At 62.9% G+C, this 24,786-nt stretch carries 25 protein-coding genes; 12 read left to right on the top strand and 13 right to left on the bottom strand.

The genetic code is table 11. The annotated features are described in order from the left end of the window. Positions 1-12: 12 nt before the first annotated feature. Positions 13-678, top strand: a complete 666-nt coding sequence (locus JGU71_RS15590; RefSeq protein ID WP_199705106.1) for an NAD(P)H-binding protein — start codon at positions 13-15, stop codon at positions 676-678. Here the strand turns inward: JGU71_RS15590 and JGU71_RS15585 are convergent. Beyond that, positions 672-1,274, bottom strand: a complete 603-nt coding sequence (locus JGU71_RS15585) for a TetR/AcrR family transcriptional regulator (protein WP_199705105.1) — start codon at positions 1,272-1,274, stop codon at positions 672-674. The genes JGU71_RS15590 and JGU71_RS15585 overlap by 7 nt on opposite strands. A 101-nt stretch (positions 1,275-1,375) precedes the next feature. On the opposite strand from JGU71_RS15585, the gene JGU71_RS15580 reads away from it, so the two are divergent. Then, positions 1,376-2,782, top strand: coding sequence for a cytochrome P450 (locus JGU71_RS15580; protein ID WP_307829668.1), 1,407 nt, complete (start codon positions 1,376-1,378; stop codon positions 2,780-2,782). A gap of 51 nt (positions 2,783-2,833) precedes the next feature. Here JGU71_RS15580 and JGU71_RS15575 read toward each other — a convergent pair whose 3' ends face one another. From JGU71_RS15575 to JGU71_RS15555, 5 genes are all read right to left on the bottom strand, one after another. After that, positions 2,834-3,373: a hypothetical protein gene (locus tag JGU71_RS15575; protein ID WP_199705103.1), complete on the bottom strand. Its 540-nt coding sequence runs from the start codon at positions 3,371-3,373 to the stop codon at positions 2,834-2,836. Positions 3,374-3,463: 90 nt separating this feature from the next. Continuing rightward, positions 3,464-4,618, bottom strand: a complete 1,155-nt coding sequence (locus JGU71_RS15570; protein ID WP_199705102.1) for an acetyl-CoA C-acetyltransferase — start codon at positions 4,616-4,618, stop codon at positions 3,464-3,466. A 29-nt stretch (positions 4,619-4,647) separates the two neighbouring features. Then, positions 4,648-5,259 carry a TetR/AcrR family transcriptional regulator gene (locus JGU71_RS15565; protein WP_199705101.1) on the bottom strand — a complete coding sequence of 204 codons (612 nt, stop codon included), beginning with the start codon at positions 5,257-5,259 and terminating at the stop codon, positions 4,648-4,650. Positions 5,260-5,307: 48 nt separating this feature from the next. Then, positions 5,308-6,105, bottom strand: coding sequence for an SDR family oxidoreductase (locus JGU71_RS15560; RefSeq protein ID WP_199705100.1), 798 nt, complete (start codon positions 6,103-6,105; stop codon positions 5,308-5,310). Then, complete coding sequence (locus tag JGU71_RS15555) at positions 6,102-7,289, bottom strand: acyl-CoA dehydrogenase family protein (RefSeq protein ID WP_372433182.1); 1,188 nt, start codon at positions 7,287-7,289, stop codon at positions 6,102-6,104. Before JGU71_RS15555 ends, JGU71_RS15560 begins: the two co-directional genes overlap by 4 nt. 53 nt (positions 7,290-7,342) lie before the next feature. Here JGU71_RS15555 and JGU71_RS15550 point away from each other — a divergent pair, with 53 nt between their 5' ends. From JGU71_RS15550 to JGU71_RS15530, 5 genes are read left to right on the top strand one after another with little or no spacing between them, the layout of a single operon-like run. Further along, entirely contained in the window at positions 7,343-8,920 is a 1,578-nt protein-coding gene (locus JGU71_RS15550) for a FadD3 family acyl-CoA ligase (protein WP_199705099.1), read from the top strand. Continuing rightward, complete coding sequence (locus tag JGU71_RS15545) at positions 8,917-9,798, top strand: enoyl-CoA hydratase (RefSeq protein ID WP_199705098.1); 882 nt, start codon at positions 8,917-8,919, stop codon at positions 9,796-9,798. The genes JGU71_RS15550 and JGU71_RS15545 overlap by 4 nt, the downstream gene beginning before the upstream one ends. Beyond that, positions 9,798-10,937, top strand: coding sequence for an acyl-CoA dehydrogenase family protein (locus JGU71_RS15540; protein WP_199705097.1), 1,140 nt, complete (start codon positions 9,798-9,800; stop codon positions 10,935-10,937). The genes JGU71_RS15545 and JGU71_RS15540 overlap by 1 nt, the downstream gene beginning before the upstream one ends. After that, on the top strand, positions 10,934-11,935 hold the full coding sequence (locus JGU71_RS15535) for an acyl-CoA dehydrogenase family protein (RefSeq protein WP_199705096.1): 1,002 nt from the start codon (positions 10,934-10,936) through the stop codon (positions 11,933-11,935). Before JGU71_RS15540 ends, JGU71_RS15535 begins: the two co-directional genes overlap by 4 nt. Beyond that, on the top strand, positions 11,932-13,011 hold the full coding sequence (locus tag JGU71_RS15530; protein ID WP_199705095.1) for an acyl-CoA dehydrogenase family protein: 1,080 nt from the start codon (positions 11,932-11,934) through the stop codon (positions 13,009-13,011). The genes JGU71_RS15535 and JGU71_RS15530 overlap by 4 nt, the downstream gene beginning before the upstream one ends. 51 nt (positions 13,012-13,062) lie before the next feature. Here JGU71_RS15530 and JGU71_RS15525 read toward each other — a convergent pair whose 3' ends face one another. The 5 genes from JGU71_RS15525 to hsaA all read right to left on the bottom strand — a co-directional run bounded on the left by JGU71_RS15525 (position 13,063) and on the right by hsaA (position 17,572). Next, positions 13,063-13,941: an SCO6745 family protein gene (locus tag JGU71_RS15525; protein ID WP_199705094.1), complete on the bottom strand. Its 879-nt coding sequence runs from the start codon at positions 13,939-13,941 to the stop codon at positions 13,063-13,065. 88 nt (positions 13,942-14,029) lie between these two features. Continuing rightward, positions 14,030-14,596: a 3-hydroxy-9,10-secoandrosta-1,3,5(10)-triene-9,17-dione monooxygenase reductase subunit gene (hsaB, locus tag JGU71_RS15520; RefSeq protein WP_307829667.1), complete on the bottom strand. Its 567-nt coding sequence runs from the start codon at positions 14,594-14,596 to the stop codon at positions 14,030-14,032. A gap of 7 nt (positions 14,597-14,603) precedes the next feature. After that, entirely contained in the window at positions 14,604-15,509 is a 906-nt protein-coding gene (hsaC, locus tag JGU71_RS15515; RefSeq protein ID WP_199705093.1) for an iron-dependent extradiol dioxygenase HsaC, read from the bottom strand. Next, positions 15,509-16,387, bottom strand: coding sequence for a 4,5:9,10-diseco-3-hydroxy-5,9,17-trioxoandrosta-1(10),2-diene-4-oate hydrolase (gene hsaD / locus JGU71_RS15510; RefSeq protein WP_199705092.1), 879 nt, complete (start codon positions 16,385-16,387; stop codon positions 15,509-15,511). Before hsaD ends, hsaC begins: the two co-directional genes overlap by 1 nt. Positions 16,388-16,396: 9 nt before the next feature. Further along, entirely contained in the window at positions 16,397-17,572 is a 1,176-nt protein-coding gene (gene hsaA, locus JGU71_RS15505; protein WP_199705091.1) for a 3-hydroxy-9,10-secoandrosta-1,3,5(10)-triene-9,17-dione monooxygenase oxygenase subunit, read from the bottom strand. Positions 17,573-17,764: 192 nt separating this feature from the next. On the opposite strand from hsaA, the gene JGU71_RS15500 reads away from it, so the two are divergent. Next, a complete protein-coding gene (locus JGU71_RS15500) occupies positions 17,765-18,934 on the top strand; it encodes a 3-ketosteroid-9-alpha-monooxygenase, oxygenase component (RefSeq protein ID WP_199705090.1) in 1,170 nt (389 codons plus the stop codon). 3 nt (positions 18,935-18,937) lie between these two features. Beyond that, a complete protein-coding gene (locus JGU71_RS15495) occupies positions 18,938-19,285 on the top strand; it encodes a hypothetical protein (protein WP_199705089.1) in 348 nt (115 codons plus the stop codon). Positions 19,286-19,348: 63 nt separating this feature from the next. Here JGU71_RS15495 and JGU71_RS15490 read toward each other — a convergent pair whose 3' ends face one another. Continuing rightward, positions 19,349-19,852 (bottom strand): transglycosylase family protein, encoded by a 504-nt coding sequence (locus tag JGU71_RS15490; protein WP_199705088.1) that lies wholly within the window; start codon positions 19,850-19,852, stop codon positions 19,349-19,351. A 552-nt stretch (positions 19,853-20,404) separates the two neighbouring features. On the opposite strand from JGU71_RS15490, the gene JGU71_RS15485 reads away from it, so the two are divergent. The 3 genes from JGU71_RS15485 to JGU71_RS15475 are packed head-to-tail and all read left to right on the top strand — an operon-like array spanning position 20,405 to position 23,720. After that, positions 20,405-22,141, top strand: a complete 1,737-nt coding sequence (locus JGU71_RS15485) for a dihydroxyacetone kinase family protein (RefSeq protein ID WP_233529222.1) — start codon at positions 20,405-20,407, stop codon at positions 22,139-22,141. Positions 22,142-22,158: 17 nt separating this feature from the next. Beyond that, positions 22,159-23,232: a DNA polymerase III subunit beta family protein gene (locus tag JGU71_RS15480; protein ID WP_199705086.1), complete on the top strand. Its 1,074-nt coding sequence runs from the start codon at positions 22,159-22,161 to the stop codon at positions 23,230-23,232. Next, positions 23,229-23,720 carry a hypothetical protein gene (locus JGU71_RS15475; RefSeq protein ID WP_199705085.1) on the top strand — a complete coding sequence of 164 codons (492 nt, stop codon included), beginning with the start codon at positions 23,229-23,231 and terminating at the stop codon, positions 23,718-23,720. The genes JGU71_RS15480 and JGU71_RS15475 overlap by 4 nt, the downstream gene beginning before the upstream one ends. On the opposite strand, the gene dmpG is transcribed toward JGU71_RS15475, so the two are convergent. Beyond that, positions 23,717-24,775: a 4-hydroxy-2-oxovalerate aldolase gene (gene dmpG / locus JGU71_RS15470; RefSeq protein WP_199705084.1), complete on the bottom strand. Its 1,059-nt coding sequence runs from the start codon at positions 24,773-24,775 to the stop codon at positions 23,717-23,719. The genes JGU71_RS15475 and dmpG overlap by 4 nt on opposite strands. Positions 24,776-24,786 lie beyond the last annotated feature (11 nt).

Genomic DNA, 24,786 nt, shown 5'->3' with positions numbered 1-24,786 from the left:
AGACTGGTCATCATGAAGGTGATCCTGTTCGGTGCGACCGGGATGGTCGGCCAAGGCGTTCTACGTGAATGCCTACTCGACCCGCGCGTGACCGAAGTACTTGCGGTCGGCCGGACTCCGTTGCAGCGCAACGACCCCAAGCTCACCGAGTTGATTCATTCGGATCTGCTGAACTTGGAGTCTATCGAGGACCGACTCACCGGGTACGACGCCTGCTTGTTCTGCCTCGGCACATCGTCGGTGGGTATGGACGAAGCCGACTACACCCGGGTGACGTACGACTATACGATGTCGGTCGGGCGCACCCTGGCGCGGCTGAACCCGGATTCGACGTTCGTCTACGTTTCCGGTGCAGGAACCGACAGTACAGAGCAGGGTCGCTCGATGTGGGCCAGGGTCAAAGGTAGAACCGAGAACGAACTGCTTGCACTCCCGTTCTCTGCCTACATGTTTCGCCCCGGAATAATTCAGCCGCTGCACGGCGTGCAGTCGAAGACGCGGCTGTACCGCACCGCATACACCGCCGCGACCCCGCTGTTCTTCGTGCTGAAGCGAGTGGCGCCCAATCTCGTCGTTACGACAGACCAGATCGGTGCAGCGATGCTTGCGGTAGCCGCCAACGGCACCGACAAACGTGTGCTCGAATCCGGCGACATTCGCGCCGCCTCTCGTCAGTGAGGCGGTTCGTCGAGCGGCACCGACGGACCGAGGGCGCCGGCGAGCGTACGCAGGCACAGCTCTCGTAGCTCGTCGCGGGTGACCGCACGACTTTCGACCCAGTCGACGCACACCGCCCGGGTGAAGACCAGCCAGCCGCGGACCGCAATCGTTGCGACGTCTTTCGAATGCCCTTGCAAACCAACGGCTTCGACGATCCGCTGCTGCAGCACACCGAGTTCCCATTCGACGATCTCGCGAATGTCCTTCTCCCCCGACAGTGCGCCACGATTGACCGCCATGACGTGGTGCGGATTGTCGACGACGAAGTCGATGTAAGCGTCGAGTCCGGCAGCGACCTGGTCGGCGATCGGCAGTTCCGGATCGACCTCGGTCGAGGCGAGTAATTTCTCGGCCGAGAGCCGAATGATCGCCGCGAAGAAGTCGCGCTTGGTCGGGAAATAGTGGTACATCAGACCGCGAGATACACCGGCGAGTTCGGCGACCTCTTCGATCCACACATCTTCGTAGGGACGTCCCGCGAACAAGCGCGCGCCGATGGTGAGCAACTGCTCTCGCCGTTGCTCCGGATCGAGTCTCTTTCGTGCCGATGTCATTGCCGCCTCGATGTTACTTGACACGGGTTCAGTAGCGCGTAAGTTCGCTACTAGACATGGGTTCAGCAACGGAGCTGGCTCGTTTATATGTGGAGGCGCCTGTGAGCACCGAGGTTCTCGAACAAGAGTCACCGGCGTCGATTCCACACCCGCCGGGCCGTATCCCGATCCTCGGTGACGTCCGAAACTCCAGTCCGCGCAGACCTATTCAAGATGTGATGCGATTCGGCAAGCAATTGGGACCGATCTTCGAGCGCAAGATCTTCGGACGCAGGCTCGTCTTCGTTTCCGGCGCCGACATGGTTGCCGAGTTGTCCGACGAGGCCCGATTCGCAAAGTACCTCAGTCCAGCGGTCGCACGATTGCGGCAGATCGGCGGCGACGGTCTCTTCACCGCCTACAACGACGAGCCCAATTGGCGCAAAGCACACAATCTCCTGCGTCCCGCGTTCACTCAGGCCGCGATGCGCTCCTACCACCAGATCATGGTCGACGTAGCGCGCGAACTCGTCGCGGATTGGGACACCCGAACGACCGTCGACGTATCCGCCGACATGACCAAGCTGACGTTGGAGACGATCGGCCGCACCGGGTTCAGCCATCCGTTCGACTCGTTCCGACGCGAGCGGTTGCACCCGTTCGTCGAGGCGATGGTCGGCGCGCTTCGGCATGCGCAACTACGTACGTTTCTCAGTCCGCCGCTGGTCGGAGAACTGCTGTGGCGCCGCGCGGACAAACGCAACCTGGACCGCATCGCTTTTATGAACGGCGTCGTCGACGAGGTGATTCGTGAGCGGCGCGAGGTTGGCCATACCGGCCCCGACGACCTGCTGGAGTTGATGATGCGGGCGGCGCGCGACGACGACCCCGACCGTATCGACGACGTCAACATCCGACACCAGGTGCTGACCTTCCTCGTCGCCGGGCACGAAACAACCTCTGGCGCCTTGTCGTTCGCGTTCTACTATCTGTCCCGACATCCCGAGATACTCGCGAAAGCGCAGGCCGAGGTCGACGAGGTGTGGGGTCCCGACACAGGAGTCGACCCGTCGTTCGAACAGATCGCCAAGCTTCGGCACGTCCGCCGGGTGCTCGACGAAGCCCTTCGGATGTGGCCGACCGCACCCATCTACGGTCGCGAAGCTCGCGAGGATACGACGCTCGTCGGCAAGTATCCGATGCGAGCAGGCGACGGTGTTCTCGTGTCCATACCGTCGCTGCACCGCGACCCGGCATGGGGACACGACGCCGATGTGTTCGACCCCGACCGCTTCCTCCCCGCCCGGGTGAAAGGACGTCCGGCGCACATCTACAAACCGTTCGGAACAGGTGAACGCGCCTGCATCGGAAGACAATTCGCGCTTCACGAGGCGGTGCTCGTCTTGGGGACGATCCTGCGTCGGTACGACCTCGAGCCCGACGCGGACTACCAGCTGCGGGTGCAGGAACGGCTGACGCTTATGCCGGAGGGCTTCCGCCTGCACCTGAGGCGGCGCAGCCGGTCGTGAGTCTTTTCGGAGGTGCGGCCCTCCGAAAAGACTCACGAGGCGCGCAGCGCCCTACGCCCGGTCGGTGCCGATCGGGGCATCGTGGCCCCAGGTCTCGCCGAGTTCGTCGACCGTCGCACCTTCCTTGCCGACGACCAGCAGGTACTTCTGCAGATTCTTCGCCTCGAAGGTGAGGAACACGACGGCGCCTTCGGGGCTGTCTTCGAGCGAGTAGAGCGTGTAGTCCGAGCCATCATCGAGCTGGCCCGGCTGCGGCTCCGACAGTTCGAGCGTCGCCAGCGCGGTGTCGACAGCGGACGCCGTCGGGAAGCTGTAGATCCCGAACTCGACGGCGTCGGCGTCCTTGCACTCGATGCCGGCCGTGGCACCGGATTCCTCACCCGGCGATGCGTTCGTCTCGCACGAGGCACCGTGGTATCCGGTGGCCGACGGCGAGGCGGGGAGCAGATCGGGGAACGCGTCGGCGATCGCCTGCGCCGGTCCCCACGGCGCCTTCGGTGCTGCATTCGACAGCGCCGCAGTGGATACCGCAGTGGTGCCGATGACGGCTGCGACGATGGCGGTGCGGGCGAACGTACGGATGGTGATCATGTTGTTGCCTTCTCTCGGTGTGAAGTAGTGCGTTGAGAGAAAGCTTCGCCGGTAGCCCTGTGCGGCCTCTTAACGAACGCTGAACGCCACTCAGTGGTCGAGACGCTCGATAATCGTCGCGTTCGCCGTTCCGCCACCTTCGCAGATCGTCAGCAGTCCGTAGCGGCCGCCGGTCCGCTCCAACTCGGCGAGCAGGCTCGCGAACAACTTCGCCCCCGTCGCGCCGAGCGGGTGCCCGAGCGCTATTGCTCCACCGTTTACGTTGACGCGGTCCGGATCTGCACCCGTCTCCTTCAACCAGGCGAGCACGACCGGCGCAAACGCTTCGTTGATCTCGATGACGTCCATGTCGTCGATCGAAAGGCCGGACTTGGCGAGTGCGTATTCGGTCGCGGGGATCGGGGCGCTCAGCATAAATATCGGATCGGCGCCGCGGGCACTGAGATGATGAATGCGAGCACGTGGGACCAGATCATGTTCAGCGAGAGCGCGTTCCGACGCCAGCAACGTTGCACTCGCACCGTCGGAAATCTGGCTTGCGACAGCGGCAGTCAGTCGACCCTCAGGACTCAACGGTTTGAGTGACGCCATCTTTTCCAGGCTTGTTTCACGTGGACCTTCGTCGGTCCTGTAGTCACCGACCGGGACGATCTGCTTGTCGAAACGGCCATCGGCGATGGCCGCTCGCGCGCGTTCGTGGCTACGTAAAGCCCAACGCTCCATGTCTTCTCGGCTGATATCCCACTTCTCGGCGATCATTTCCGCGCCACGGAACTGCGATACCTCCTGGTCGCCGTAGCGAGCCGCCCACCCCTTCGACCCAGCGGTCGGAGTTTGGAACCCATACTGCTGCCCGACCAACATCGCTGCTGCAATCGGGATCTGACTCATGTTCTGTACACCGCCGGCTACAACGAGGTCGGCGGTTCCGCTCATGATCGCCTGCGCCGCAAAGTGAATCGCCTGCTGGCTCGATCCGCATTGGCGATCGACGGTGACGCCTGGCACTTCCTCGGGCAGACCTGCCGCCAACCACGCTGTGCGAGCGATGTTTCCAGCCTGCGGACCGATCGCATCGACACAGCCGAAGACGACGTCGTCGACCTTCGCAGCATCGATGCCGTTACGTTCGATGATCGCTCGAATCACCGTCGCACCGAGATCGGCGGGGTGAACCGTGGAGAGTGCACCGCCACGTTTCCCTACTGCTGTGCGGATGGCATCGACGATATAGGCGTCGGGCATGACGAACTCCTCGGATCTTGTTGTTGCAGTCAGGGTTTGGCAAGGCCGTCGAGTACGACGGCAAGATACTGTTTGGCAATCGTCTCGGCGGTGAAGGATCCGCCAGGGCGGTACCACCGCACGGCGACCCAGACGGTGTCGCGTAGGAATCGATAGACGAGTTCGACGTCGATGTCCGGGCGAAAGCTGCCGTCCTTGGCGCCCGCGCGGAGCACCCCGATCCAGAGCGCTCGGAACTCGACGTTGCGGTCGTTGATGTAGGCGAACCGCTCGACGGTGCGCAGCCGCTTCGCCTCGTCCTGGTAGATCGCGACAGCCGAGTGCGACGCGTCGATCGCTTCGAAGGACGCGACAACCAGGGCCTCCAAGGTGTCGCGAGGACCGAGCCCGGCGTCGACGATCTCGCGGTAGCGAGCGAACAGTGCATCGAGAAAGCTGCTGAGGATTTCGTCGACCATCGACTCCTTCGAGTCGAAGTGGTGATAGAGGCTGCCGGACAGGATGCCTGCCGCATCTGCGATGTCGCGGACGGTCGTCGCGCGCATGCCGCGTTCGGCAAAAAGCCTGGCAGCAAGCTCGAGCAACTCGTCTCGGCGTCCTGTTGCCTTCGTCTGATCGTTGAATCCAAGTGACGACGTCATATCTGGAACTTTAGTTACCAAACGCTTGCTAGGCATATCTGTACATCCCTAGGCTCGCTGGCTGCTGACGGAGACAACCTCGCCCGTCAGGTACGTCGTGTAGTCGCTTGCGAGCATCGCGATCGTTGCCGCAACCTCCCATGGTTCCGCAGCGCGACCGAACGCTTCACCCGCGGCGAGTCGCGACAACAGTTCCTCCGACGTCACCTTGGCGAGGAATGCGTGATTGGCGATGCTCGGCGCGACCGCGTTGATTCGGACCCCGAACTCCGCCGCCTCGATTGCACTGCAGCGGGTCAACGCCATGACACCTGCCTTCGCCGCGGCGTAATGCGCCTGGCCATGCTGCGCCCGCCAGCCGAGAACACTTGCGTTGTTGACGATCACGCCGCCGTGTCCCGCGCGCCGAAAATAGTTCAGCGCTGCCCGCGTACACCTGAACGTGCCGTTCAAGGTGACGTCGATGACGCGGTCCCACTGCTCGTCCGTCATGTCGACAACCGGTACCTCTCCCCCGAGGCCGGCATTGTTGACGACGATATCGACGCGCCCCAACTGATCCGCCGCCGCCGCGAACAATGCGGTCACCTGTTCCGACGAGCTCACGTCGCACACGACCGCGCCGACCCGCTGCTCCGGATGAGCCTCGGCCAGTTCGGCACGTGTCGCCTCCAAACGTCTTTCGTGCCAATCGGATACAACGACGTCAGCGCCCTCGGCCAGCATGCGGCGCGCCGTCGCGGACCCGATACCGGTTCCCGCAGCAGCGGTTACCACCGCCACTCGACCGGTGAGCAGTCCGTGGCCTGGAATCTCTTGCGGTGCAATCGACAACGAGTCGGTCACGGTCGCGCCTCTCTCGGCAGGCCGAGCACACGCTCGGCGATGATGTTGCGCTGTATCTCGTTCGAACCGCCATAAATCGTGTCGGCTCTGGTGAAGAGGTACAGCCGTTGCAGTTCCTGTAGTCCACCGTTCTCGACGGCTCCGTCGGCGACGAGCGACTGCGCGCCCAGCACCTCCATCGCAAGCTCACCGAGACCTCGATGCCAGTTGGCCCAGAACAGTTTGGCCACCGAGGCAGCGCCGCCGGACGAATCGGCGGAGTCCATCGTTCGCAGCGCGTGCGCGCGCATGACGCGCAACCCCATGGCCGCGCGAGTGAGCTTGGCGCGGATCAGCGGATTCTGCGCTGCCCCATTACGTTCCGCGAGTTCGGCAATACCGTCCAGTTCGCGTGCGAAGCCGATCTGCTGACCCAGCGTCGAGACACCACGCTCGAAGGTGAGGGTGCCCATGGCAATTCGCCAACCTTCGCCGATGCCACCGACCACCAGATCCGCATCGGTGTGTGCGTCGTCGAAGAAGACCTCGTTGAATTCCGACGTACCGGTCAGCTGAATGATCGGGCGCACGGCGATGCCCGGTTGCTTCATGGGGACAAGAAGGTAGGAAAGCCCTTTGTGCCGAACCGAACCCGGCTCGGTCCGCGCGACGACGAAACACCAGTCCGCGACGTGAGCAAGCGAGGTCCACACTTTTTGACCATTGATGGACCAGCGGTCGCCGTCGAGACGGGCCGCGGTCGATACAGACGCCAGATCCGATCCGGCCCCGGGTTCGGAGTAGCCCTGGCACCACAGCTCGGTGACGTTCTTGATACCCGGCAGAAATCTCTGCTTCTGCTCCTCGGTGCCGAATGCGATCAGCGTCGGGCCGAGCAGTTCTTCGCCGATATGGGAGACGCGCGCCGGTGCGTTGGCGCGGGCGTATTCCTCGTGGAAGATCACCTGTTGTTCCAGCGTCGCCGCACGTCCGCCGTACTCCGTCGGCCAGCCGAGACACGTCCAACCGGCTGCCGCTAGATGCCTGTCCCACGCCAGCCGTTCGTCGTAACCTTCATGTTCACGACCAGGACCGCCGAGGCCGCGTAGCTTCGCGAACTCACCCGTCAGATTGTCGGCAAGCCACGTCCGTATGGACGTCGCGAACAACTCGTCGTCGTCGGTCCTGCCCTGGCTCACTCCCACACGGGTAGGATAACCTACCAAGCACTTGCTTTGTCGAGCGGTTAGGAATGTGAGTGACAGACGACGCTGTCTCTGGGGCAACCGAGGCCCCGCAGACCACTCCGGCTGCGCTGCATCATGCTGCGCGCGCCTTCGGCGACCACGACGCAATCGTCGACGGCACCGTGCGGTGGACCTACTCCGACCTGTTGCAACAGGTCAGAACCGCAGCTCGCGCGTTGATTGCGCGCGGCATCGACACTGGGGATCGCATCGCGATCTGGGCACCCAACACACACCACTGGATCGTCGCCGCCCTCGCCGCGCAGTACGCGGGAGCCGCGGTCGTCCCGATCAACACCCGCTATACCGGGACCGAGGCGCACGACATCATCCACCGTTCGCAGGCGCGAGCACTCTTCGTCGCAGGCAGGTTCCTCGGCAAAGACCGACTCGCCGACCTACGTTCGGTTTCCGGCGAGCTGGCGATCGAGACGGTGATCCGAATCCCCGTCGACGACGACGAAACCGATGCCACATCTGGTGATCTCACCTGGGCCGACCTCGAACTGTTCGCTCGCGCGGTGTCGCCCAACGATGCCGACGAACGCGCGCTGGCTGTCGCACCCGACGACCTCGCCGACATCATGTTCACCTCGGGCACCACAGGACGCAGCAAAGGCGCGATGTCGGCACACAGACAATCGTTGGCCACATCGCGCGCCTGGGCGAAATGCGGCCAACTGAGCAGCGCCGACCGCTACCTGGTCATCAACCCGTTCTTCCACAACTTCGGCTACAAGGCCGGCATCCTGGCGTGCCTGCAAACCGGGGCGACGCTCGTACCGCAACTCGTCTTCGACGTGGAAGCGGCCATGCGTAACGTGGACGAACAGAAGATCACCGTGCTGCCCGGTCCTCCGACGATCTATCAAACAATTCTCGACCACCCCGCTCGCGGCACATACGATCTCAGCTCGCTGCGGTTCGCAGTCACCGGCGCCGCGGTGATTCCTGTCGTCATGATCGAACGTATGCAAGCCGAACTCGACATCGATATCGTGTTGACGGCCTACGGGTTATCCGAGGCATCGGGCTTCGGCACCATGTGCAACGCCGACGATGACGCTGTCACTGTTGCTACGACCTGCGGACGCCCGATCGCCGACTTCGAGTTGCGCATCGCCGACTCCGGCGAAGTACTGCTACGCGGACCGAACGTGATGCTCGGATATCTCGACGATCCCGAAAACACGGCCAAGACAATAGATTCCGACGGTTGGCTGCACACCGGCGACATAGGGTCGCTCGACGAACGCGGCAATCTTCGTATCACCGACCGCCTCAAAGACATGTACATCAGTGGTGGTTTCAACGTCTATCCCGCCGAGATCGAACAGGCGTTGGCCAGAATCGACGGGGTCGCGGAGACTGCCGTCATCGGCATTCCCGACGAACGCCTCGGTGAGGTCGGCAAAGCGTTCGTTGTTACCGCACCCGGCCGCAGTGTCAGCGCCGACGACGTGATCACCTTCGCCAGAACAGAATTGGCGAACTTCAAGGTGCCACGAGTGGTGGAATTCGTCGATGCCCTTCCCCGCAACGCGGGCGGCAAAGTACTCAAACGTCAGCTACGCGAGGAGTCGTCGTGACAGATCCCGAGAACGAAGCGGTCACCTACGCCAAGCGCGGCAAGATCGCGGTTGTCACGCTGAACCGCCCCGAGTACCGGAATGCGCAGAACTCCGTCATGACCTACGCGTTGGACGCTGCCTTTCAGCGGGCGGTCGATGACGCCGATGTGTCGGTGATCGTGTTGGCGGGCAACGGAAAACACTTCAGCGCGGGACACGACATCGGCACCCCTGGTCGCGACCATCACGTGCACTACGACAACAAGGCGGTCATGTGGTGGGACCACGTCGACCGTGCAGGCGGTGATCAGCGCTACGCCAGGGAGATGGAGGTCTATCTTGGCATGTGTCGGCGCTGGCGCGAACTGCCGAAGCCGACGATCGCCATGATCCAGGGCGCGTGTATAGCCGGTGGACTGATGCTGGCCTGGGTCTGCGACATGATCGTGGCGTCCGACGACGCGTTCTTCTCCGATCCCGTTGTGCGAATGGGTATCCCGGGTGTCGAATACTTCGCACATCCATGGGTGCTCGGGCCACGAGCCGCGAAGGAGATCTTGTTCACCGGCGACCGCTTTTCCGCACAGCGCGCCTACGAGTGGGGCATGGTCAACCGTGTAGTGCCACGCGAAGATCTGGAGACGGAAACCTTTGCCATCGCGGAGCGAATCTCGGCAATGCCACAGTTCGGGTTGGCACTCACCAAAAAGGCTGTCAATCAGTGCGAAGACCAGATGGGCATGCGTAACGGTATGGATTCCGTGTTCGGTCTGCACCACTTCGCGCACGCTCACAATGCCGAGGTCGGCGCCGATTCACTCGGTGGGATGAACGCGAAGTCCATGAAAGACAGTGCTTCCGAGGTCGGCGCTTCCAAGGACAAGGCTGCAGAATAATGGATCTCGACCTCGACGAGGCTGCGACGACGTTCCGGGACGAGGTCCGCGATTTCCTCGCGGCCAATGTCCCCGCCACTCCGCTGGCATCGATGGACACCAGAGCGGGTTTCGAGGCGCATCGCGAATGGGAACGCACACTGGCGGCGGCGCGGCTGTCCGTCGTCGCATGGCCGACCGAGCTGGGTGGCCGAGACGCATCGCTGCTCGAGTGGGTGTTGTTCGAGGAGGAGTACTACGCGGCACAGGCACCGGGACGGGTCAGTCAGAACGGCATCTTCCTTTTGGCACCAACCCTTTTCGAGCACGGAACTCCCGAGCAGCTCGCTCGATTGATGCCTCGGATGGCCCGAGCCGACGACATCTGGGCGCAGGCGTGGTCGGAGCCCGAAGCGGGCAGCGACCTGGCCTCCATCCGGTCCACTGCTCGGCAGACCGATGGCGGTTGGATCCTGAACGGGCAGAAGACCTGGAGTTCGCGAGCCAGTTTCGCTGACTGGGGCTTCGGGCTGTTCCGCACCGACCCGGCTGCGCAGCGTCACAAAGGCCTGACCTACTTCATGTTTCCGCTGACTGCCGACGGCGTGACAGTACGCCCGATACCGCAACTCGACGGGGAGCCAGGGTTCGCGGAGATCTTCTTTGCCGACGTCTTCGTACCGGACAGCGACGTCATCGGGACTGTCAACGACGGTTGGCGGGTCGCCATGAGTACGTCGAGCAACGAGCGGGGGTTGTCGCTACGAAGCCCGGGCCGATTCAATGCAGCCGCCGATCGGCTTGTGGAACTGTGGAATTCGAGCGCCGACCCTGCCGACACCGCGTTGCGCGATCGAGTCGTCGACGCGTGGATAGGTGCACAGGCATACCGCCTGCACACGTTCGGCACCGTTACCCGGCTCAGCGACGGTGGCTCGCTCGGCGCCGAGTCGTCCATCAACAAGATCTTCTGGTCCGAATTCGACGTGGCGCTGCACGAGACCGCGCTCGATCTTCTCGGACCCGATGCCGAACTCGCGGGTTCGTGGCAGGACGGCTACCTGTTCTCACTGTCGGGTCCGATCTACGCGGGCACCAACGAGATTCAACGCAACATAGTCGCCGAGCGGCTACTTGGACTTCCGAAAGCGAGCCGATGAGATTCGCCCTTTCCACCGAGCAGCAGGATTTCGCAGCCAGCCTGCGCGACCTCCTCGCCAGCGCGAAGACGCCCGATGTGATCCGATCCTGGGGTGCGGGCGAACACGATCAGGGCCGCAAGTTGCTACGCCGATTGGCAGACACGGGGGTGTTCGGGCTCGGGATCGCTGAGGAGACGGGCGGGCTCGGCGATCATCCAGTCGACCTGGTGACAGCGTTCGTCGAAATTGGCCGCGCCGGTGTACCCGGTCCGTTGGTCGAATCGGCTGCGGCGATCCCCGCGCTACTTGGAGCATTGCAGGACAACGCAAGTGCGGAGCACTGGCTACCGCGCATTGCGGACGGCGATGCACTCGGCTCACTCGTCGTGCAACCGTGGACACCGCGCGCCCTCGATGCCGACATCTGCGACGTCGTGGTGCACAGCGACGGGTCCATGCTGCATTACGGCAATGCAGCGTCCAGCGTGAAGTCGGTCGATGCAGCACGGCGGCTTTACGAGGTCGACGCGGCAGAGTCGATCGCGTCGGGTTCCGACGTAAAGCAGGCAACAGCAGCAGCTTTCGATCGAGCAGCGCTGGCGTGCGCTGCTCAACTGCTCGGTGCGGGTTATGCCACGCTCGACATGGCCACCGAATACGCGAAGGGCAGAGTGCAATTCGGCCGACCCATCGGCGAATTCCAAGCGATCAAGCACCATTTGGCCGACGCGATGGTAAGCCTCGAAATGGCGAAGCCACTGCTGTACGGCGCCGCGGTCGCCGTCTCGAACAACGAACCGACTGCGTCGCGCGATATCTCTGCCGCCAAGGTCGCATGTGGGGACGCCGCCTACCGCGCAGCGCGGAAGTCGTTGCAAACGCACGGCGCAATCGGGTACACCGCCGAATACGACCTTTCCCTGTGGCTCACCAAGATCCGCGCTCTGCTCGCTGCCTGGGGAACTCCAGCGATACACCGGCAACGTGTGGCCGATTCCTTGCGGACCGTGTCATGAGCCCGCCGACCGACGAACAGCTAACGCTTGCCGCGACCGTCCGCGCGGTCTTCGCGAAACATGCAGGTCCGACAGCGGTGCGAGCGGCCGCCTCGAGCGAACGCGGCTACGACGAGAAGCTATGGGCGTTGTTGTGTGACCAGGTCGGAGTCGCGGCACTGGCGATACCGGAGGAGTACGGCGGAATCGGAGCAGGCCTCGTCGAAGCGAACCTCGTGCTCACCGAACTCGGACGAGCGCTCGTGCCCTCGCCGATGCTCGGATCAGCCGTGCTCGCAGCGCACGTTTTGCTGGAGTCGAACGACCCCGACGCGTGCGCACGACTGCTACCCGGGATTGCCGACGGCACCACGATCGCCGCCTTCTGCTGGGCAGACGCATCCGGTTGGTCGACGCCGGGTCCGCGTGTCGCTGGCAACGGCACCCTCAGTGGCACAGCACATTACGTGCTGGACGGCAAAGGCGCCGACGTCTTGATCGTCGCCGCACGCGCGTCGCAGGGCGTATCGCTGTTCGAGGTCGATCCGGGACAGGACGGCGTCGTCCGACGTACCTCACCCGGCATGGACCCGACGCGACCGCTTACGGTCGTGGAGTTCTCCGAGGTCGATGCCAGACCCATCGCAACCGTAGACGCCGAACAGACACTGGCGCGGGTTCGACACATCGCGTGTGCGGCACTTGCTGCCGAGCAGGTCGGCGCCGCCCAACGTTGCCTCGAACTCACCGTCGACTACACCAGGTCACGCGTGCAATTCGGCAGACCGATCGGCAGTTTCCAGGCACTGAAGCATCGAATGGCAGACATGTACGCGCTCGTCGAGACCGCGAGGTCGGCGGCCGACGCCGCTTCGGCTTCGCTGGATCCCGCCGACTGCGCGGTCGCCAAGGTGTACTGCTCGGAGGCGTTCAGCCACGTTGCAGCCGAAGCAATTCAGCTGCACGGCGGTATCGCGATCACGTGGGAGCACGACGCGCAGCTGTATTTCAAACGCGCGCATGGCAGTTCGCAACTGTTCGGTCAGCCCGACGAGTATGTCGAGCGATTCGCTGCAAATTGGGCCTTCGGCTCGTGAGTCCTTTTGGTGGTCGGGCCCTCCGAAAAGACTCACGAGGCGCGCAGCGCCCTAGTCCGGCCAGACCTCGTTCGCCCACGATGCTCCGAACGCACTGCGTGGGAAGACCCCCGACGCCATGATCGTTGTGTGCAACTCGTGGCAGATCGACCCCAGACGCTCGAATCCGTCGTCTCCCAACGCTTCCCACGGTGCCAGCGCCAGATCGTCTGTCAGCTCCTCGACGGCTTGTCGCACCTCGGTGCCCAGTTCGGTCAGTACGCCGGCGCCGTCGAGCAGGTCCCGATCACGCAAGCCTGCAGCAGCGCCGTCCCACTGCTCTTGCGACCACCCTCGTAGGGCCATGGCCATGTCGGCGACGAAGCCGCGCTCGGTCGCTGTGTGCGTAATCAGCGCCTCGAGCCCCGACAGTCCGACCGTCATCAAAGCACCGGTATGTCCGTCGCCGCGGTATTCACGCAGCAGCGTCAACGCGTGCCACAGGCGCAAATGCGGTTCATCGGGCAAAGTCAGCCCAGCGTGCGCGGCGAAAAGGGGACGCCCGTCCGGCGCCGCCGAAAGTGCCGCTGTGGCTGCAAGATCCGCGGCCTCGGCGACGTTCGACGATTCGACAAGTCGGTCACCGAGGACAGCACGCATGGCCGCATCGACACCGCGGACGCGGGCGGCCACGATCTCCTCGGGCGTACAGAGTTCCCAGGCTCGCGGAATCGACTCGGCGATCAATACGGGATTGAAGTTGTAGAACGTCGCGGCGACAACGGGCGCACTGACCTGACCCATCGCAGCCGACCGACTGGCGAAGTAGCACATTCGGCCTGCTTCGAGGCCTGCGTCTACGAGGCTTTCCGCCACAAGGGGCGAGAAGTACGACAGCGTGTGTACGGTGTCCAGTGGTTTGGCGTATCGCCCGACTGTCGCAGCATCCATGCTTGCAACCTACCGTGCGGGGCGCTACGCGCCTCGTGAGTCTTTCCGGAGGGCCCGACCACCAAAAGGACTCACGAGGCCGAAGGCCCTACAGCCAAGTATCGAGCGATGTTGTCGTGAGGAAGGCTTCGAGGTCGTCGCGCCAAGGCGCGGGAACCGTCTTGTCCGGCTCGATTGCGGTGTACTGACCTCGGTAGAACAGCAGCGGCCGTTCGTCTTTGAGTTCACTGAGCGACGAAACACGACCGAAGACGACGAAGTGGTCGCCGCCATCGTGTACCTGCTCGACCGTGCAGTCGATGTGGGCGAGGGCGCCGTCGAGGATCGGCGACCCCAAGGGCGACGGTTGCCAGCCGATGCCGGCAAATTTGTCCGGCTCGCGGGAGCCGAACCGGGCACAGGTCGCCTGTTGATCCTCGGCGAGGACGTTCACGCAGAACTTTCCGGACTGCTCGATCGCCGACCACGACCGCGACACCTTGGTCGGGCAGAAGAGCACGAGCGGCGGATCGAGGGACAGTGCGGCAAACGACTGGCAGGCGAATCCGACAGGCCCCTCGGCGTCCATCGTCGTGATGATGGTGACGCCGGTGCAGAACTGGCCCAATACCGTACGAAAGGTACGGGGATCGAGCACACCGGGATTCACGGCCACCGTTCGATCACCCACCAGTCATGCCGACGCTGAAGTCGTGACCCCAGAGACTAACCGCCGTGCTTTCTCTGGCAATCCAGTCGTCGTCTTCGACTTGCCTTCCTTCGCAACCGAATTCGACGTCGAAACCACCGGGTGTTTTCATGTAGAAGGACAACATCAGATCATTGACATGCCGACCGAGGGTCGCCGACATCTTGACCTTGCGCCGCAAGGCTCGGTCGAGGCAGAGCCCGACGTCGTCGGAGTTCTCGACCTCGATCATCAGGTGAACGATGCCACTCGGCGTCGGCATCGGCAGGAACGCGAGGGAATGGTGGCGCGGATTGCACCCGAAGAAGCGCAGCCATGCCGGTGTGCCGTCGGCAGGGCGACCGAGCATCTGCGGGGGTAGCCGCATCGAGTCACGCAGCTTGAACCCGAGTACGTCGCGGTAGAAATGCAGCGCCGCTGCGTCGTCGGTGGTCGACAGTACGACGTGCCCGAGCCCTTGTTCGCCGGTGACGAACTTGTGACCGTATTGGCTGACGATGCGCCTGTGTTCGAGCGCTGCACCGTGAAAAGCCTCCAGCACGTTTCCCGACGGGTCCTCGAACGAGATCATCTCGTCGACCCGACGGTCTTTCAGCTGTTCTGCTGTGCCTTCCTTGTGCGGCACTCCCGCGGTGTCGAGCCGGTCGCGAATTTCCTGCAGCTCAGCGGCATTGGCGGTCTCCCAGCCGGAGACCAGCAATCGGTCCTTATCGCCGGGGGTGATGACGAGGCGCGCTGGAAAGTCGTCCATCCGTAGGTAGAGCGAATTCGGGTCGCTGCCTTTACCTTCGACCATTCCGAGAATCTTGAGACCGAATTCTCGCCACGCCGCCATGTCGGTGGCTTCGATGCGCATGTACGCCAGTGATCGAATACCCATCATGCGCCTCCCTCTAGCAGGAAATCTGCTGCGAGCCTGTTGAACTCGTCGAACTTTTCGAGTTGCGCCCAGTGCCCGCAGCCGCCGAATACGTGCAGTTGCGCACGCGGAATCATTTTCAAGGCAACGAGGGCGCCGTCGAGCGGATTGACGCGATCTTCCCTACCCCAGATGAGCAGGACCCGTTGCCGCAGCTTGTACGCCTCGCGCCAGAGCATGCCCTTTTCGAAATCGGCACCGGAGAACGACCGACCCATCGCCTTGGCGGCCGCAAGCGACTCAGGAGTGCTTGCTGCCGCGAACCTTTCGTCGATCAACTGCGGGGTGATCAAGGATTGGTCGAACACCATGATGCGCAGAAATGCTTCGAGCGACTCACGCGTCGGCGTTCCGCTGAACTTCGCGAGGTTCTTGACACCCTCGGTCGGGTCCGGCGCGAAGAGGTTGACGCTCAGGCCGCCCGGACCCATCAACACCAGCCTGCCCGCTCGTTTCGGGTAGTCGAGTGCGAACCGCACCGCCGTACCGCCACCGAGCGAATTACCAAGCAGATGAACACGTTCGGTGATCTGCAGGGTGTCGAGCAGATCGTTGAGAGCCGTCGCACTGTGTACGAAATATTGCGGATGCTCGGTCGGCTTGTCGGATTGCCCGTAGCCGGGTTGATCGACAGCGATGACGTGGAACTTCGCCGCGAGCACCGGAATGTTGCGCGCGAAGTTGGACCACGACGAGGCACCTGGTCCGCCGCCGTGCAGCAGCACGATCGTCGGCCCGTTTCCGGCTCCGGCTTCGTGATAGTGCAACGCCAAGTCGGGCCGCACCTGCGCGATCCGAGAGGTTGATTCGTAGGTAACGGCCTGCTCGACAGCAGTCACAAATATCCCCTAGACCATCGTGTCCGAGATCGGCAGACCGAACTCGCCGGCACCGAATATCATGTATGCGCGTTCCGGGTCGTTTGCCGCGTGAACACGTCCGGCATGGGCGTCACGCCAGAACCGTTGCAGTGGTGTGCCGTTCGACAGAGCGGTTGCTCCCGAACTTTCGAAGAGCTTGTCGATGGACGAGATTGCCCGGCCCGTTGCGCGCACCTGATCACGTCGAGCACGCAGACGCATTTCGAACGGCACCTCTTTGCCCGCGGTCAGCAGTGCGTACTCGTCGGCGACGTTGCCCGACAACTGGCGCCACGCGGCGTCGATGTCGCTGGATGCCTCGGCGATGCGGACCTTGGCGAACGGGTCGTCCTTGGCCTTCTCGCCTACGAATGCGGCGCGGACCCGTTTGCCCTGATGCTCGACGTGAGCGTCGTAGGCGCCGTATGCCATACCGACGATCGGAGCGGAAATCGTCGTGGGATGGATTGTGCCCCATGGCATCTTGTAGACCGGAGCGGTGTTGCGTTCGAGGCCTGGCGCCGTGAGGTTGCTCATCGCGCGGAAGCTGAGGGTGTGATGACGAGGAACGAAGGCATCTTTGACGATGACGGTGTTGCTGCCGGTGCCGCGTAGACCGACAACATTCCAGACGTCGTCGATGCGGTAGTCCTCGCGCGGAATCAGGAAGCTGACGAAGTCGACCGGGCGACCGTCCTTGATCACCGGACCGCCGAGCACAGCCCAATCCGCATGATCACAACCCGACGACCAAGCCCAGGCGCCGTTGACCTTGTAGCCGCCGTCGACGACCTCCCCAGCACCCATCGGCGCGTAGGACGAGGAGATGCGGACGTCGGAGTCCTTGCCCCACACGTCTTCCTGCGCCTCTTGGGGGAACAGCGCGAGATGCCAGTTGTGCACACCGATGATCGAGGACACCCATCCCGTCGACCCGCAGGCACTCGCGATCCGCCGAACCACGTCGTAGAACAGGGTCGGGTCGGCCTCGTAGCCGCCCCACTGGGAAGGCTGTAGCAGGCGGAAGAACCCGGTCTCCTGTAGCTGCTTGATCGATTCGTCCGGAATGCGCCGTAGATCTTCGGCGTCCTGCGCGCGTTCACGCAATGTCGGTAGCAGCGCTTCGACCCTTGCTACGACCTCATGGTTGTCGTGGTCACTCACTCCGACGCTCCTTTTTCGGTGCCGTGTTTCACTGCTCCTGAGACTAGAACACGTTACCGTTTATGTCGAGATGCGGCCTTGCTAGCAGGTCAGACAACACAGCAGGCGTGGCGGAACCGGCGAAAATCTAGCGTTTCTGACACAAGTTCTATAACGTGTTCTAGTACAAGCCAAGGGAGCGGACAGGACACTATGGCGAAGATTCGGGAGATCGATGTCGGCACTACGCCGACCCGGTACGCACGAGGCTGGCACTGCCTCGGACTCACGGAACCCTTCAGGGACGGCAAGCCACACGCGATCCAAGCGTTCGGAACCAAGTTGGTGATTTGGGCCGACAGCGCGGGCGTACTGCGAGTCCTCGACGCGTACTGCCGTCACATGGGCGGCGATCTCACCCAGGGTGAAGTGAAAGGCGACGACATCGCCTGCCCGTTCCACGACTGGCGCTGGGGCGCGAGCGGAAAATGTACGTCGATTCCCTATGCCCGCCGAGTACCGCCGCTGGCTCGCACGCGCGCGTGGACGACTCTCGAACAGAACGGACAGTTGTTCGTCTGGCACGACCACGAAGGCAATCCCCCACCCGACGACGTCACGATCCCACGCATCGAAGGCGCGTACAGCGACGAGTGGACCGACTGGACCTGGAACTCGATGCTCATCGAGGGTGCCAACTGCAGGGAGATCATCGACAACGTCGTCGACATGGCGCACTTCTTCTACATTCACTACGCGTTCCCGACGTACTTCAAAAACGTCTTCGAAGGCCAGGTCGCTACGCAGTACCTGAATACCAAAGGCAGGCCCGACATCGGGATGGCGTCGCAGTACGGTGGCGACACCCTGCTCAAGTCGGAAGCCTCCTACTTCGGCCCGTCGTACATGGTCAATCCGTTGATCAACATCTACGGCGGCTACGAAGTGGAATCGGTGCTGATCAACTGCCACTACCCCGTGACGCAGGATTCTTTCGTCCTGCAGTGGGGTGTCAGTGTGAAGAAGCCCGCGGGCATCGACGACAAGACGTCACAAAGGCTCGCCGAGAAGTTCACCGAAGGCATCAGCGTCGGCTTTCTTCAAGATGTCGAGATCTGGAAGAACAAGTCGAAGATCGACAACCCGCTGCTCTGCGAGGACGACGGACCCGTTTATCAGCTGCGACGCTGGTACGACCAGTTCTACGTCGATATCGCCGACGTCACCGAGAAGATGACGCAGCGATTCGAGTTCGAGGTCGACACCACGAAGGCGAACGAAGCGTGGGAGGCGGAGGTGCAGGAAAATCTGCGCCGAAAGAAGGAAGCAGAAGCTGCAGCGGAAAATCAGCCGACTGTCGCCGAACATCCCGCGGGCGTGTAGCCGATGAGCGGGCCGTCATGGGCAAAGGCACCGGATTTCGCAGGCCAACCCGGCAGGATCGATGCCGTCCGCGCCCAGACCGCCGTCGACAAGCAGAACTATCTCGACTCCGGCATGCAACCCGTGCAGTGCCGGACGTGCGCAACGAACGTGCTCGTTCGCAAGAACAGCTTCAAACACACAAGCGTGCAGTGGACCGCCGAACCCGAACGGACATGCCCAGTTTTCCGTGACGCGGCCGCACAGGGCAACGGCGCACCACGCCCGGACTCCTGTGCACAACTGCAGGCCAGCATCAACCGCGCGGTCGTCGAAGGATTGATCGAAGTGCGCGACCGAGACGGCAGCTAGACCGCACTCACGCACAGAACCCCCGACCGATTCGGTCGGGGGTTCTGTGTCGAAACTTTTGGATCAGTTACGAACGACGCTTTCGATCGCACTGGAGACGTCGACGTCGATGCCGTTCTGCTTCGCGGCCTGGTCGACCTGCTCGGCTGCAAGGACGATCGGATCGGCCGGACGTGCCGGCGCGGGAGCGACCTCGGGGGCCGGTGCAAGGTCAGGCTTGCTGTCGGTGGTCAAGCCGGTGCCACAAGTCGGCCATGCGCCCTTGCCCTGCGACGCGAGAACGTTCTCGGCAACGCGGATCTGCTCTTCCTTCGACGCGTTGTGCGCCGAACCCGAACCACCGTTCGAGGACCAGGTGCTCGGCGAGAACTGCAGGCCGCCGGAGTAGCCGTTGCCGGTGTTGATGGCCCAGTTGCCGCCCGACTCACACTGTGCGACAGCGTCCCACTGTGCGACGGATGCTGCCGAGGCGGTGCCGCTGCCGAGTGCCAGCGGCGCGACGGCGATGGCGCTCGCAGCTGCTGCGAAGGTGGCGGTGCGCTTGATGGTGGTGATGACGGTACTCATAAGTTTGTGAACCCTTTCCACATTGTTTGGCGAGATCAGCGCATGTCGGGCGCGCTGAAGCGTCTTCCGTTGTGGTGATCGCTTCTCGCATTTGCCGCCGGGGATGTTTATCGTCCTCACCTGGCGGGCAAGTACTCGTAATACGTAGGTCGTATCAGCGGTTTCGAACTGCCGATAACGTTACCGTAACGTCGCGCCATTGTCTGCGGTCGAACATCACTATTGACAATCGCTGCATCTATCAAAAATGAAGCAAAAGCCCAGCTAGAATTCATTTCTCTGATCAAACTACGCCATTGTTACGTCCGCAAATGTAAGCCGCGTCATATCCATGTTGAGACGTGGGTCACGTTTTCGATCTGATTCAAAGGGTATTCCTCGGACACGAAACGTCGAAATCGACGCAATAGTGTCGTGCAAAAATTGCAACGACGCCGACTCGTCTCCGCATCGTTTCCGACAACGCGAAAGCATTCCTGACCTGCAAGAACTGCTGGCTTTATCTAGAACGAATTGCCACCTGCAGCAGCCGATGCGCACTAGCCTCGTGTGATGCCGCAGCCACAGTTTCTCAACTCGGCCAAGACCTTCGTCGCAGATGCTCTACGCGGGGCACTCACCTCGGCCGACGACCTCGTCTGGCACTCCGAACCGGGCTACCTGACCCGAGGAAAGCCGTTGCCGCCTGGGCAGGTCGCGCTGCTTTCTGGCGGCGGTTCGGGCCACGAGCCCCTACATGCAGGGTTTGTCGGCGCGGGCATGCTGACCGGCGCCTGCCCGGGATTGGTCTTCACATCGCCGAACGCACTGCAGATCGCCGCAGCTACTCGCGCCGTCGACGCAGGAGCCGGGGTCGTTCATATCGTCAAGAACTACACGGGCGACGTTCTCAACTTCCGGATCGGCAGCAACCTTGCGGCCGAATCGGGGGTCACCGTCAGCCAGGTACTCGTGGCCGACGACGTCGCCACCGAAAGCGACGAGGGACCTGGACGACGCGGGACCGCAGCCGTCATCGCGGTCGAAAAGATATGCGGCGCAGCTGCAGAGCGCGGTGACGACCTGGCCACGGTAACCATGCTTGGCCAGCGCGTCGCCGACAACGCTCGCACGATGGCCGTTGCATTGCGCGCGTGCACCCTGCCAGGTGCCTCGTCGCCGTCGTTCGATCTCGCCGACCACGAGATCGAAATAGGCATCGGCATCCATGGCGAACGCGGTGTCGATCGCATCGCCGCACTGCCGGCGAACGAACTCGTTCGTCGTCTGGCCGATCCTGTGATCGCGTCGCTGAGCCTTGACGCGGACGAAGAAGTGTTCGTGATCGTCAACGGCCTCGGCGGCACCCATCCGCTGCAGCTACAGCTGCTTTTCGCCGAACTCGTCGACTACCTCGCCACCAGGTCGATCGTCGTGCGGCGGACCATAGTCGGCAGCTTCGTCACCGCGTTGAACATGGAAGGCGCATCCGTAACCCTCGTACGCTGCGACGAGGAGATCGTGCAACTGTGGGACGCGCCGACTGCGGCGCCGGGGTGGCCCAATGCGCCGTCAACCGAGGCCGCGCAGGTTCCCGCATCCTCCGACGTCGTGTTTCGTGCGCCGATCGCCGCCGACCGCGGTGACTCGGAGGCGAGCACCGAACCCGACTGCCTCGACCGCGCAGCCGTCGGCAGCTGGCTCGGCAACTTCGTCGAGAAGGTTGTCGCTGCCGAGCCCGAGCTCACCGACCTCGATCGACAGGCCGGCGATGGTGACTTCGGCACCAACATGGTCGCCGCACTCGATCACGTCGATATCTCCGGGGTTCGGGACACGTTCACGCTGCCAACGGCGTTCCGAACCATCTCCGACGCCTACCTCGGCCATGCAGGCGGTACGTCCGGTGCGCTGTTCGGAATCTGGTTTCGTGAGTTCTATCGAGCAGCCGAAAAAGGGCTGACGGTAGCCACCATTGCTGCTGCCGCCCGACAGGGCCTCGACACCATCGCCGAGCTAGGCAATGCAAGAACGGGTGACAAGACCATGATCGATGCCATCGCACCAGCAGTCGACGCGCTGGAGCATGCGGTCGCAGACGGGAGCGATCTCGCAGCAGGACTGTCCGCTGCTGCCGACGCAGCAGGGCGCGGGGCCCGATCAACCACCGACCTCGTCGCGAAACGTGGCAGGGCAAGCTACGTCGGTGCCGCCGCGCGCGGGGTTATCGATCCTGGTGCGCTGGTCATCTCGTGGTTCTTCGCCGAAGCCGCTGCAGCGGTCGATCGACTTGACCTTCGACTTACCTGAACCTTCATGATTGGCCCGTGAGCAATTCGCGCGACGACCCGCTGATCACGATCGGCGTCCTGGCTCGAGCCAGCGGGCTAACCCCGAGCGCAATCAGGTTCTACGGCGATTGCGGTCTCCTTGTTCCTGCGGCGGTGGACGACGCCACCGGCTACCGCTACTACAAAGAGGCCCAATGCCAACGAGCGGTGCTGATTCGACAATTGCGGGCGATCGATATTCCGCTCGATGCCGTCGCCGTGATTCTGTCGAGCGACGACGACGCAGCCGCCCGACTACTCGACGAACACGTGGGTGAACTAGAGCGGAGGGCGCACAACGCCGCGAAGGTCGCCGCCTCAGTCAAGGCGTCACTGCAATCTCTCAACACCGTGACTCTGTCCGGAGCAGCGCTAGCAGGTGCCATCGACCTGGTAGGTACAGCGGCCGCATGCAGCAACGACCATGCAGTACTCACCGGCATGTTCCTCGAAACTCGTTCGAACGCACTGACCCTCACCGCGACCGATAGGTACCGACTGATCACGCGAAGTCTTGCGCTCCACCACGATGCACGCTCGGATTGGTCGACAGTCGTCGTGTCCAGCGACCTTGCGGCACTGGCACCTGCGCTGCGGCAGCTAGACATCGTGGCGTTGACGCCGACGTCCAGCGGTTTGCTTGTCGCCGGCGCCGGTGCCCAATTCCGCTGCATGACGATCAGGGAACCGTTTCCCGACTATCGGACGATGATCGGGAGCCTCGCGCCTGTAGTGACCCGGGTTGTCGTCGCCCGTGAGGCGATGCTCGCAGCGATCGACGAGGTGGGAGGCGCATCGCTGAGATGCACTTTCGACGGCGACATCGCGATGGTGTCGGCTACACACGAGGGACCAAGACACTTACCTGCGACGGTGACGGGCCCTCGCTTCGACGTTTCCTTCGATCCCGCGACGCTGCGTCCGGCCATTGCGACCACCGTTGGGCCGGACCTCATGCTCGATCTCGCACGAGGAGACCAACCCGTCGTCGTCCGCTCGGGCGACGACGGCGATCTGACCACTCTCGTGATGCCACGTATGCCCGACAACTTCACCGAAGGAGTGCAATGACCACACCGGACACTGTCACCGCGAACGCTACGATGGCCGTCATAACGCAGGCGGTCGCATTGGGACACGACGGAGATCAGGATGGTGCACGCGAGGCACTGCTAGAAGCCTGGGCGACGATCGGGCCTGCGGGCGATCCACTGCACCGGCGCACGCTCGCCCACTACCTGGCCGATCTGTACACCGACCCCGCTCAGGCGCTTGTCTGGGACATCAGAGCACTCGACGCGGCGGACAGCCTGACCAACGACCGTGCGCAGCAACACCACGCCGACCTGGACGTCCGGGCGTTCTACCCGTCGCTGCATCTCAACCTGGCCGAAAACTACCGTCTACTCGGTTCTTTCGACGTCGCACACGATGAGATCGTCGCCGCCAGAGGCTGTTTGGACACGCTTCCCGACGACGCGTACGGGACGCTCATCCGTACCGCTCTCGACGAAGTCGAGGCAGCAATTCAGGACCGCTCGACCGAGCGACGGCACTAACCCTTCGCCGCCGCTTCCTTCTGCAGTTCGATTGCTATGTCGATCAATTGGTCCTCCTGGCCGCCGACCAGTTTTCGGGCACCTGCTCGCACGAGCATCTCGGCGGACGATACCCCGTAGCGTTCCGCTTGCCGCTCAGCATGTTTGAGGAAGCTGGAGTACACACCCGCGTAGCCCATCATCAGCGCCTGCCGATCGAGCAGACATTCTTGCGGCATGACCGGCCGGACGACGTCTTCGGCGGCGTCGGCGATCTTGAAGAAGTCGATGCCCGTCTGCACGCCCAACTTGTCGCAGACACCGACGAAAGCCTCGACCGGCGTATTGCCGGCACCGGCGCCGAATCTCCTTGTACTGCCGTCGATCTGCGAGGCACCCGCGCGAATCGCATACACCGAGTTGGCGACAGCGAGGTCGAGGTTCTCGTGACCGTGGAACCCGACCTGAGCATCACCGTGCAGTTCGTCGACGATGGCGGCGACTCGATCCGACACCTGCTCCAGAACCAGGGCTCCCGCCGAATCGACGACGTACACGCACTGACATCCCGCGTCCGCCATGATCCGCGCCTGCTTGGCCAGGAACTCCGGCGGTTGCGTGTGCGACATCATCAAGAAGCCGACGGTCTCCAGGCCGCGTTCGCGGGCGAGACCGAAGTGCTGGATCGACACGTCGGCTTCGGTGCAGTGCGTCGCGATTCTGCAGATCGATGCACCGTTGTCCTGAGCGATCACGATGTCCTCTTTGACACCGACACCAGGCAGCATCAGGAAGGCGATCTTCGCATTCTTGGCAGTCTTTGCCGCGATCGAAATCAATTCCTGTTCAGGTGTTTTCGAGAATCCGTAGTTGAAGGACGAGCCACCGAGGCCATCCCCGTGGGTCACCTCGATGACAGGTACGCCGGCACCGTCGAGCGCCGCAACGATGTTCTCGACGTCCTCCGCCGTGAATTGGTGCCGCTTGTGGTGGGACCCGTCACGCAGTGAGGTGTCGGTGACTCGGATGTCGATCGCGTCGGAGAAGGGGCGAGGCGTATTCGTCTTGTTCGTCATAAGTCTGTTCC

This window comes from Antrihabitans stalagmiti (genome assembly GCF_016482825.1).
Lineage (GTDB): Bacteria > Actinomycetota > Actinomycetes > Mycobacteriales > Mycobacteriaceae > Antrihabitans > Antrihabitans stalagmiti.
The sequence above is the reverse complement of the archived record's forward strand: the minus strand, read 5'-3'. Positions and strand labels throughout refer to the sequence as shown.